The organism is Kitasatospora sp. NPDC087861 (assembly GCF_044742585.1).
In the GTDB taxonomy this organism is placed as follows: domain Bacteria; phylum Actinomycetota; class Actinomycetes; order Streptomycetales; family Streptomycetaceae; genus Kitasatospora.
In genome coordinates this window covers 108,409-119,012 of sequence record NZ_JBIUUS010000024.1, presented here as the reverse complement: position 1 = coordinate 119,012, position 10,604 = coordinate 108,409, and the positions used below count along the sequence as shown (strand labels likewise).

At 73.6% G+C, this 10,604-nt stretch carries 9 protein-coding genes; 6 read left to right on the top strand and 3 right to left on the bottom strand.

Going from position 1 to position 10,604, the window contains the following annotated elements:
* Positions 1 to 244: 244 nt before the first annotated feature.
* The gene (locus ACIOJE_RS29625; RefSeq protein WP_400780261.1) at positions 245 to 1,255 is read left to right on the top strand and encodes an ABC transporter ATP-binding protein; all 1,011 of its coding nucleotides are present in this window, start codon (positions 245 to 247) and stop codon (positions 1,253 to 1,255) included.
* On the top strand, positions 1,252 to 2,085 hold the full coding sequence (locus ACIOJE_RS29620) for an ABC transporter permease subunit (protein ID WP_280683601.1): 834 nt from the start codon (positions 1,252 to 1,254) through the stop codon (positions 2,083 to 2,085). The genes ACIOJE_RS29625 and ACIOJE_RS29620 overlap by 4 nt, the downstream gene beginning before the upstream one ends.
* Before the next feature lie 34 nt (positions 2,086 to 2,119).
* Here the strand turns inward: ACIOJE_RS29620 and ACIOJE_RS29615 are convergent, their stop codons facing one another.
* On the bottom strand, positions 2,120 to 3,034 hold the full coding sequence (locus ACIOJE_RS29615; protein WP_280683603.1) for a LysR family transcriptional regulator: 915 nt from the start codon (positions 3,032 to 3,034) through the stop codon (positions 2,120 to 2,122).
* A 174-nt stretch (positions 3,035 to 3,208) separates the two neighbouring features.
* Between ACIOJE_RS29615 and ACIOJE_RS29610 the strand changes: the two genes are divergently transcribed.
* Both ACIOJE_RS29610 and ACIOJE_RS29605 read left to right on the top strand, forming a co-directional pair.
* Positions 3,209 to 3,880, top strand: a complete 672-nt coding sequence (locus tag ACIOJE_RS29610; protein ID WP_400780257.1) for a type 1 glutamine amidotransferase domain-containing protein — start codon at positions 3,209 to 3,211, stop codon at positions 3,878 to 3,880.
* 143 nt (positions 3,881 to 4,023) lie between these two features.
* Positions 4,024 to 5,598: an adenosine deaminase gene (locus ACIOJE_RS29605; RefSeq protein ID WP_280683607.1), complete on the top strand. Its 1,575-nt coding sequence runs from the start codon at positions 4,024 to 4,026 to the stop codon at positions 5,596 to 5,598.
* Positions 5,599 to 5,671: 73 nt separating this feature from the next.
* Here the strand turns inward: ACIOJE_RS29605 and ACIOJE_RS29600 are convergent, their stop codons facing one another.
* Entirely contained in the window at positions 5,672 to 7,177 is a 1,506-nt protein-coding gene (locus tag ACIOJE_RS29600; RefSeq protein ID WP_400780255.1) for a carboxylesterase/lipase family protein, read from the bottom strand.
* A gap of 86 nt (positions 7,178 to 7,263) precedes the next feature.
* Here ACIOJE_RS29600 and ACIOJE_RS29595 point away from each other — a divergent pair, with 86 nt between their 5' ends.
* Positions 7,264 to 7,863, top strand: coding sequence for a TetR/AcrR family transcriptional regulator (locus ACIOJE_RS29595; RefSeq protein WP_400780253.1), 600 nt, complete (start codon positions 7,264 to 7,266; stop codon positions 7,861 to 7,863).
* Between the two features lie 316 nt (positions 7,864 to 8,179).
* On the opposite strand, the gene ACIOJE_RS29590 is transcribed toward ACIOJE_RS29595, so the two are convergent.
* Positions 8,180 to 9,532, bottom strand: a complete 1,353-nt coding sequence (locus tag ACIOJE_RS29590) for a hydrolytic protein (RefSeq protein WP_400780251.1) — start codon at positions 9,530 to 9,532, stop codon at positions 8,180 to 8,182.
* 219 nt (positions 9,533 to 9,751) lie between these two features.
* Between ACIOJE_RS29590 and ACIOJE_RS29585 the strand changes: the two genes are divergently transcribed.
* Positions 9,752 to 10,477: a LuxR C-terminal-related transcriptional regulator gene (locus tag ACIOJE_RS29585; protein ID WP_280683620.1), complete on the top strand. Its 726-nt coding sequence runs from the start codon at positions 9,752 to 9,754 to the stop codon at positions 10,475 to 10,477.
* Positions 10,478 to 10,604 lie beyond the last annotated feature (127 nt).

Below are 10,604 nucleotides of genomic sequence, written 5' to 3'. Positions count from 1 at the left end.
AGAACCCCAAGCCGTTCACCTGGACCAAGACCGCCGAAGAGATCCTGGACTCCCTCGCCCGCTTCTGCCAACGAATCTCTGGCGCAGGACACTAGGGCCTCTCCGGCAGGGTTGTCGGCAGGCCGCCGGACGGTGGTCGGTGTGATCGGGGATCGACCCGGCCGCGGCGAATTCGGCCGCGTCTCTCGACTCACCCGGCCGTACGCGCTTTGATGTGCGTCGCACCCGTGACAGGAGGTGGGCGATGCCGACGAACGGGACCGCGACCGGCGGGCGGCCGGTGATCGAACTGCGGTCGCTCACCAAACGCTACGGCGCCACGGTCGGCATCGACCGGCTGGACGTCACCGTCACCGCCGGAGAGGTGTTCGGCCTGCTGGGCCCGAACGGCGCCGGCAAGACCACCACGCTGCGCTGCCTGGTCGGGTTGCTCAGCCCCACTGCCGGGCAGGTGCGGGTCCTCGGCCTGGACCCGGTGGCCGACCACCGCAGCCTCGCCCCGTCGATCGGCTACCTGCCCGGCGAACTGCGCCTCTACCCCGAGCTCACCGGGCAGCAGACCCTCGACCTGCTCGCCGCGCTCCAGGGCGCCCCGGTGCCGGGCCAGCGCGACCTCTGCGAGCGGCTGAAGCTCTCCCGGGCCGATCTGGCGCGGCCGGTGGGGGAGTACTCGCGCGGTATGAAGCAGAAGCTCGGGCTCGTCCAGTCGCTCCAGCACCGGCCCGCCGTCGTGGTGCTGGACGAGCCGACCGAGGGGCTGGACCCGCTGGTCCAGGAGACCTTCTTCGAACTGCTCGCCGAGGAGACCGCGGCCGGGCGGACCGTCCTGCTCTCCAGCCACGTGCTGCCCGAGGTGCAGCGGACCTGCGGCCGGGTCGCGATCGTCCGCCGGGGCCGCCTGGTGACCGTCCGCTCGGTGGCCGAACTGCGCCAGGCCCGGGCCCGCAGGGTCCGGCTGGCCTTCGCCGACGGGCGGGGCGCCCGGCCACTGGGGCGGGCCGAGCGGTGGTCGCCGCGCTGGGAGGACGACCGGGTCGAACTGCTGGTGCCGCCGGACGACGTCGTCGCGGCCGTCCGCACGCTGCTGGCCGAGCTGCCGGTGGCGGACCTCACCGTCGAGGAGGCGGGGTTGGACGAGGCGTTCCTCGACCTCTACCGCGCGACCGACGGCACCGAAGCCACCGACGGCACCGAAGCCGCCGACGGCGCTGACGCGACCGAAGCCGCCGACGCCGGATCGGAGGAGCGCCCGTGAGCGCCGGGACCGTCAGCCGCCACCTCCCACTGGTCTGGCTCGCCCTGCACCGGCGGCGCCGGATGCTGATCAGCCTGCTGCTCGGAATGATCGTCTTCGAGACCCTGATCGTGGTGATCGCCGGCACCATCCCGCCCACCGACCTGTTCGGCGCCCGCAGCAGCCCGCCGGGCGCGTTCAAGGCCTTCAGCGGCTCCAACGGCGACGTCTCGATCGCCAGCTACCCCGGGCTGCTCGGCGCCGGACTCACCCACCCGTTCTGGATCGCGCTGCAGCTGACCGTGATCGGCTCGCTCGGCGCCGCCGCCGTCGCGGCCGACGTCGAGTCCGGCACCATCGAACTGCTGATGACCCGCCCGGTCTCCCGGCGACGCCTGCTCGCCGAACGAGCCGGCGCCCTGGTCGCCGCCACGGTGCTGCTCAACGCCGCCGCCACGCTCACCGTCGCGCTCGGGGTGGCGCTCTCGCCCGAGCTGCACGCGGCCGTGCCGGAGGGCGGGGTGTTCGCCGCCGGGCTGCTGGGCTGCGCCCTCGCGTTCTGCCTCACCGGGCCGGTGCTCGCGGTGTCCGCGCTCACCCGGCGGCGGGCGTACGTGATCGGTGCCGCCGTCGCCTTCGGTGCGGTCGGCTTCGCCCTCAACTTCGTCGCCCTGGCCTGGTCCCCGGCCCGGTCGCTGCGCTACCTCAGCCCGTTCCACTACTACACGCCGGGCGACGTGCTGGCCCACGGCGGCGTCCCGTGGCTGTCGCTGGGCGTGCTCACCGGTGTCGGCCTGCTCGGCCTGCTGGCGGCCTTCCGGCTGCTGGAACGGCGGGACCTGGCGATCTGACGGCTGGCGATCTGACGGCTGTCGCGCCAGGCGTTCAGCAGCCGCACCTGCGCGCGGCGTCGAGCAGGCGCTCGCGGACCAGGGCGACGTGCGGGTTGGCGGAGCCGGCCGGGCGCCGGACCAGGTAGGCGGTGTTGATCGGCGGGTCGGCCGGCTGGTGCAGCAACCGCAGGGCCCCGGAGGCGAGTTCGGACCGGCACAGGTAGCCGGGCAGCACGCTCCAGCCGGCGCCCGCCGTCACCGCGGCGAGCACCGCCCGCAGGTCCGGCACGGTGACGGCCGCCCGGGCGTGCAGGCGCCGGTCGAAGACGTGCCGCCAGTAGCGGCGGGCGATCGGCAGGTCCTCGGCGTAGCTGAGCAGCGGCACTTCGGCGAGGGCGGCCGGCAGTTCCCGGCCGGCCAGCCGTTCGGCCCACACCGGGGCCGCGACCAGGACGAACTCCTCGTCGGCCAGCGGTTCGGCGAGCAGCGTGCGGCCGCGCGGGCGCCGGGTGGCGACCACCAGGTCATGCCGCCCGGTTCGCAGTTCGTCCAGCAGCGGGTCGGTGAGCCCGGTGGTGACCCGCAGTTGGACGCCCTCGGCGACCAGCGGGGCCAGCGCGCCGAGCAGCACGGTGCCGAGGAATTCCGCCGGCCCGGCGAGGTGCACCGGCTCCGGCGCGGCGCCGTCGGGTCCGGCGGCGACGCCCGCCAGCTGGTCCAGCGGGGCCGACAGCCGGGCCGCCAGGTCGTCGGCGTACGGCAGCGGGCTGACCCCGCGCGCCCGGCGCTCGAACAGCTCCCGGCCGAGCCGTTGCTCCAGTGCCCGGACCTGCGCGGTCACCGTCGACTGGGACAGGCCCAGCTGGTGTGCGGCCGCGGTGAGCGAACCCGCGCGGTGCACCGCGAGGAAGGTCCGCAGCTGGTTGAGGTCCAGCGGGCCGGAGCCAGGCGTCACCCGATCGGTCATGGTCACGAGCGTACGGGATTCCGATGGCTCGGCGGCCTGTCTGAGACATCGGAATTTCGATGCCAGGCATCGTCGTGTCCATTGGTCCCCCGTGGGGCGGCCGGTCTAGGTTCGGCGGCGTGATCGCTGCGGCGGGAGAGCCGTGGCGGGGACCGCAACCCTGGAGGCAGCACCATGGCCGACATCCTGTTCGTCCTGACCGGCGCGAAGGTCTGGACGCTCAACGACGGCACCGAACACCCGACCGGCTTCTGGGCCGAGGAGGCCCTCGTCCCGTACCAGGCGCTCACCGCCGCCGGTCACCGGATCACCGTCGCCACCCCGGGCGGCGTCGTCCCGGTGGCCGACCGGGCCAGCCTGACCGACCCGGCGACGGCTGCGGCCCTGGAGGCCGTCGAGGAGTTCCGCCGACCGGTGAAGCTGGCGGAGGTCGACCCGGCGGACTACGCCGCCGTGTTCTACCCCGGCGGCCACGGCCCGATGGAGGACCTGGCGGTCGACGCCGACTCCGGTCGGCTGCTCACCCGGGTGCTGGCCTCCGGCCGGCCGCTCGGCGTGGTCTGCCACGGCCCGGCGGCGCTGCTGGCGGCCCGCGGCGAGGACGGAAGCTCGCCGTTCGCCGGGTACCGGATGACCGCCTTCACCAACGCCGAGGAGGTCCAGGGCGGTCTGGCGGACCGGGCGAAGTGGCTGCTCCAGGACCGCCTGGTGGACGTCGGTGCGGACTTCCAGGAGGGCGAGCCCTGGGCGCCGCACGTGGTCGTCGACCGCAACCTGGTGACCGGTCAGAACCCGGCCTCCTCGGCCCTGGTGGCCGCCGAGCTGCGGAAGCTGCTGGCGCGGTAGCACCGGACCGCCCGGACGTACGAGCGGTGGTTCGGACGGACGCGTCGTACCGGCCATGCCACTGATCACCCGTCCGGGTGGTGTCAGCGGGACAAGGGCCCGGGAGGGCGGCGGGGACCGGGGGCGGACGTGAGCATACGGTCATGATCACGCTACGCCGAACCACCATCGCCGCGGTCGCCGCCTGCGCGGCGCTGCTGGCACCCCTGGTCCCCGCCGCCGCCCAGGCCGCACCGGTGCCCGTCGCCCAGGCCTTCCGCGGCGGCGCCGAGCAGCGGGTCGCCGCCTACCTGGACGGCATCCGCGACAACCCCGACGAGCTGCGCCGCTTCCTCCACGACCTGCCCAAGGGCGGCGACCTGCACAACCACCTGTCCGGTGCGGTCTCCACCGAACTGCTGATCCGACTCGCCGCCGAGGACGGCCTCTGTATCGACACCGCGACCCTCACCGCGCAGGTCGCGCCCTGCTCGGCCACCGCCCGCCCGGCCGCCGACGCCGTGTCCGACCCCGACTTCCGGCAGCAGGTGATCCGCGCCTGGTCGATGCAGGACTTCGTGCCCGGCGCCGAGTCGGGCCACGACCACTTCTTCGCCACCTTCGGCAAGTTCGGCGAGGCCAGCTGGCGCCACCCGGGCCGGATGCTGGCCGAGGTCACCGACACCATGGCCGAGCAGCACCAGAGCTACCTGGAGACGATGCTCACCCCGGCCTCGGCCGGCGCCGCCGCGCTCGCCGCCAAGGTCGGCTTCGACCCCGACTTCGCCAAGCTGCGCGACAAGCTGCTCGCCGACGGCGGCATCGACCAACTCGTCACCCAGGCCGGCTCGGACGCCGACCAGATGCTCGCCGAGTACCGTGCCTCCGCCGACTGCGACGGGGACCGCCCGGCGCCCGGCTGCGCCGTCACCGTCCGGATCATCTCCCAGGCCTCCCGCGCCTCCACTCCCGCCCGGGTGTTCACCCAACTGCTGCTCGGCATGGAACTCGCCAGCCGGGACGACCGGTTCGTCGCCGTCAACCTCGTCCAGCCCGAGGACTACCCGGCCTCGCTGGAGAACTACGACCTCCAGATGCGGATGCTGGACTTCCTGCACCCGCTCTACCCCAAGGCCCACATCACCCTGCACGCGGGCGAGTTGGTGCCCGGACTGGTCAAGCCCGAGGACCTGCGCTTCCACATCCGCGAGGCCGTGGTGACCGGCCACGCCGAGCGGATCGGCCACGGCGTCGACGTCGTCCACGAGGACGACTCCGCCGGGTTGCTGGACACCCTGGCCGAGCGGCACGTCCTGATCGAGGTGCCGCTGACCAGCAACGAGCAGATCCTCCAGGTCGCCGGGCCGGACCACCCCTTCCCGCTCTACCGCCGCCACGGCGTCCCGACCGCCCTGGCCACCGACGACCCGGGCGTCTCGCGCGGCGACATCACCGAGGAGTACCAGAAGGCCGCCACCCGCTACCGGTTGGGCTACCGCGACCTGAAGGACCTGGCCCGGACGTCGCTGGAATACGCCTTCCTGCCCGGCCGCAGCCTCTGGCAGGACCGCGACCACTTCCGCCCCGCCCCCGAGTGCGCGGCCGACACCCTCGGCAGTGCCCACCCCAGCGCGGGCTGCGAGGCGCTCCTGGCGGCCAGCCCCAAAGCGGAGCAGGAGTGGCAGCAGGAGTGCGGCTTCGGTGAGTTCGAGGCGGCGGTGCTGCGCCGCAGCGCCTGAGGGTGACGGCGCCGCCGCCTTCCGGAGGGTTCGACCGGCCTCGGACGGCGGCGGCGCGGCTCCCGGTCCGGCTTCAGCGGAGGTCGAAGGCGGCGGGGTGGTGTCCGGCCCAGATCCGGCGGGCGTCCTGCTCGGGGTAGCGGATCGTCCGGGGGTGGGCGTCCAGGACGCGGGTGAGCTGCCCTTCGGTCTGGAAGGCGGGCCAGCCGGGGTCACCGGTGGTGGCGAAGGCGACCCAGGCCCGGTGGAGCTCGGCGGACACCGCGCGGGCCTCCGGGGAGGGGGTGTCGCCGAGCAGTTGACGGCCGATCGGGCTGTCCAGGGTGCCGAAGGCCAGCGGGACGTCGAGGCTGTGGCAGGCGCCCAGGGCCCCGCCGAGTGCGGGGGAGGACAGGGCCAGCTCGAACAGGTACGAGGTGCCGCCGGCGGCGGTGTTGGCCTCGGCGAGCTGGAGCGAGGGCATCCGGAACAGCGCGTCGGAGCGGACGGCCTCCAGCAGTTCGTCCGGGGAGGCCTGCGGGTACGCGGCGAGGTAGGCGTCGGGGCCGTCCGGTTGCGGGGCGAAGAGGTCGAGCGCGGTGGCGGCGTCCTGTTCGGTGAAGGTGCCCAGCAGGCCGGTCATGACGGTGAACAGCCGGAACTCGTCCCGGGTGTGGCCGACGAGCAGGTCGATGCCGGCGGCCCGGCCGGAGGCCAGGGCGGGCCAGGGCGCCTCGGGCAGGACCTCGCCGTCGACGACCGGGCAGACCGCGGCGCCGGACTGGGCGAAGGCCCCCCAGCGCCCGCCGTGTCCGGGCAGGTCGGCGCTGAGTGCGGTGAGCGCCTCGGCGAGGTGCCAGGGGGCGACGGTCGACAGGGCGGCGGCCGTGGGCGCGGTGCCGAGCCGGCCTGCCAGCGCGGCGGTGACCTCGGCGGCCAGCGCGGGGGTGCAGTGGCTGCCCGGCACCGAGTGGGTGACGGCACGTCGGAACAGGCCGCGCACCGGCTCCATGGTGAGCAGGGCGGCGATCGACCCGGCTCCGGCGGACTGGCCGGCCACCGTGACCTGGTCGGGGTCGCCGCCGAACGCGGCGATGTTGCGCCGGATCCAGTGCAGCGCGGCGATCTGGTCGAGCAGCGCGCGGTTGGCCGGGACGCCGTCGAGGAGGGCGAAACCCTCGACGCCGGCCCGGTAGTTGAGGCTGACCACGACGAGCCCGGCGGAGGCCAGGGCCGTCGCGTCGTACATGGGGTCGTCCGAGGCCGCCGCGATGTAGCCGCCGCCGGGGATCCAGACCAGGACGGGCAGCCCCACCGAGCCCGGATCGGGGGTGTGGACGTTGAGCGTCAGCCAGTCGGTGCCCTCGGTGGGGGCGGCGGCCACCGGGCCGGACTGCGGCGGTGTCGGGCCGAACTCCGCCGCCTCGCGGACGCCGTGCCAGGGCTCGACCGGCGCGGGGGCGGCGAAGCGAAGCGCGCCCACCGGGGGCCGGGCGTACGGGATGCCGCGGAAGACGGCGTGTCCGCCGTGGCGGCGGCCGCGCAACAGGCCCTCGGCGGCGCGTACGGTCGGGTATTCGGGCAGGTCGTGCTCAGGCATGGTGCTCCTCGGTCCGACTGCCCCCAGGGTTATCGGTCAGCTGTATTATGTCAACTGTATGGAAAAGATTGGGGGAGTGGCCGACGATGCCGAAGCAGGTGGACCACCAGGAGCGCCGCGAGACGATCGCCCGTGCGCTGTGGCGGGTGGTGGAGCGGCGCGGCGCCACGCACCTGACCATGCGTGAGGTCGCCCAGGAGGCGGGCATCTCGCTCGGTCAGCTCCAGCACTACTTCACCTCACGGGCGGCCATGCTCGCCTTCGCGATGGACTTCGCCGGCGAGCAGACGGCCCGGCGGGTCGGCCGGGGCCTGGCGGAGCTCGGCGAGCGGCCGCACCCGCGTGACGTGCTGCGGGTGACGCTGGTCGAGATGCTGCCGCTGCACGCCGACGCGCGGGCGACCAGCCGGATGGGCGCCGCCTACGTCCTGGAGGCGCTGCACGACGAGGACGTCCTCGCGCGGGCGCGGGGCGGCCTGCTGCAGGGGCGGGCGATGGTCGAGCAGGTGGTCCGGCAGGCGATCGCCGACGGGCTGATCGCCCCCGACCGCGACGCGGTCGTGGAGACCGACCTGCTGCTCGCGCTCACCGGGTTCACCACCCTGCTCGAACTGCGCGTGATCGAGCCGGTGGCCGTGCTGGCGGCCGTCGACCGGCACCTGGACGGCCTGTTCGCCCGTTTCTGACCGACCGCCCGGTCGGTGATCCGGCCTCCCCGTCGTGTGGTTGACGAGGTGTCAAGCATGGGCGAAAGGGCAGGTTTCACTGTACGAACGGGACGTGCCGCCTGCCCGTTCGGGCGAAAGTCCGGCCCTGGCGGGCCCGATGGGGCCCGCCAGGCTTCCGGGCGAGTGTCACTCGCGTCACTCTCTGTCCCATCGAGGTCGGGTTGGTGTTAGAAACGAGTTCTAAACCCGCCGGTAGGCTTCTGAAAGCGGCCGATGAGACCACCTCTATTGGCAGGTGCATGGTGTGAACGAGACGTGGGGGAGACGTGCGGCTTCAGCGCTTGATATCGCTCAACTGCCCACTGACGTTCAGCAATTCGTGGCACTGGGAGGACTGCTTCCCCGAGGCGGGCGTGCCCGGCTGCTGGCAGATCACGCTCGCCGTCACGGTCTGGTCCTCGGGGACCTCGATGGGAGTCACCCAGTGGTAGTCCTGGTTCCGGAAGGTTTCCAAGGCGATCGTCGTGATCGTCTGCTCACCGAACTTGATGGTCAACAGCCCCTGGTCGCCCTGGAAGTTGGCGGCCACGATGTCGGTGATCCGGAAGACCTTGCCGTGCTCCACCTTGTAGGCGCCCACCGCGGAGCCGCCGCTGTTGGTGGTCACGTCGACCGTGGTGGAGAACTGCTGCTCCGTCCCCGGGACCGCCCGACCGGAGCCGCCGCCCGAACCGCCGCCGGAGCCGCCGCCCGTCGTACCGCCCTGCTGGCCCTGACCGCTCGGAGTCGCCCCGGCAGCCGGAGCCGACGGGGTCGGGACGGGGACGGGCGCCGGGGTGAACGAGGCGGCCTTCTGCTCGACGGCCTGGTTCGCGGCCTGCTTCGCCGAGCTGCGCACCGCCGGCCGGACCAGCGTGAGCCAGGCCAGGATCAGCGCGATCAGCGCCGCGAGCAGCGCGAGCAGCCACGTGGGCAGCAGCGCGTGCTGGACGAACTCGCCGTCCAGCACGTTCCGGCGGTCGGCCGGCTGTGCGCCGGCCTGCTGCGGGCCGCTCGGCTGCGGGCCGTCCGGCTTGGCGGCGTCGCCCTCATGGTCGACGGTGACCTCGAAGGGCCAGGTGGCCGGCTTGCCGAACCAGATCAACTTGCGCGCGCGGACCTTCAGTCGGGTCTCGGCGGACTCGCCCGGTTCGAGGCGCAGCTTCTCCGGGGCGAACCCGAAGCGCAGTTCCTCGCCGGGCTGGGCCGGGGAGAAGGTCACGACGGTGGCCGTGTTCCCCAGGTTGCGCACCGACGTCCGGTAGCGGGCGCGCAGCCAGCCCCGACGGCGCCGGGGGGCGAGCGCGGTGCGCAGCTCCCGGAACGGCGTCACCGTGACGGTGGTCTCGGGCACGGTCACCAGCTCGGGGCGCTCGGCGGGCAACACCCGGATGCCGAGCGGGAACTCACCGGCCCGCACCTCGTGGGAACGGGGCGGCGCCAGCCGTATCGTCACCGTCTCGGACGTCCCCGGATAGAGCGAGAGACGGGCCGGCTCGACCGTCGTCCACGGGGCGCACTCCCCGACCACTTCCAGCGAGTACGCCTCAACGATGTCGGTCTCATTGCGAACCGTCAGGGTCATCGAGGCTGCGTCGCCGGGCGACACCGTCAGCGCGGGAAGGCCGAGTTCGGGAGATGCGGTCATGCCGTGACGGTAGGACCGGAGGACACCCCGAGGAGAGAGCCCCGCGGGCAAGCTGCGGGCACACGCCTTGCCCGCAGGAACAACCGGGCCCTGCCCGGTGCCACAGCCATGCTCCCCGCCGGCGCCCCCCGCCAACGCCCGCGGCCGGCTCCACGACACGGCGCCCGGCTGCCCTCACCACGCGTCCAGTGACGCCCACGAAGCAGAACGGAACAGTTGATGACGATGATCGAGACCACCACCCACGAGGCCGCCGGGGCGACCAGGTCCGTCCAGGCCCGACCGCGTGGATCGGCCGAGCCCGCCGCGGTGCGCGTCAAGCCGGGCCGGGTCGCGGTGGCGGTGTACGCGGAGGACATCATCCTCCACACGGGCGTCGTCCAGCAGCTGAGGCAGCGGCCGGAGGTGGAGCTGCTGGCCGAGGGCGACGTCGCGCGGGCACAGGTGTCCCTGATGGTGGTCGACGGGCTGAACGACGCCGTGACCGACCGGCTGCGCCGACTCCGCCTCAACACGCAGAGCCGGACCGGGCTGGTGGTGGGCCACTTCGAGGCCGGCGGGCTGCAGACCATCATCGAGTGCGGCGTCGGCGCCGTGCTGCGCCGCTCGGACGCCGACCAGGACCGGCTCGTCCACCTCATCACCGCCCTGGCCAACGGTGAGGGTGTCATGCCCGGGGACCTCCTCGGCAAGCTGCTCGACCGGGTCGGGAGCCTCCAGCGCACCATGCTCGACCCGCGCGGCCTGACCCTGTCGACCCTGACCGCCCGGGAGGCGGAGATGCTCCGGCTGGTCGCCGACGGCCTCGACACCAGCGAGATAGCGGCCCAGACCTCGTACTCCGAACGCACCGTCAAGAACGTGCTGCACGAGATCACCACGCGGCTGGGACTGCGCAACCGCGCCCACGCCGTCGGGTACGCGATGCGCCACGGCCTGATCTGAGGCCGGGCCGGATCGTCGCCGCCGGATTGCCCTCAGGGGCACCGGTCGCTACCCCCGGCTCGGGTGCCCGGGGCCTGTCCCCGCGTTCCCGGGCCGGGGAGACTGCCGGATGTACCGCCTTCTCGGT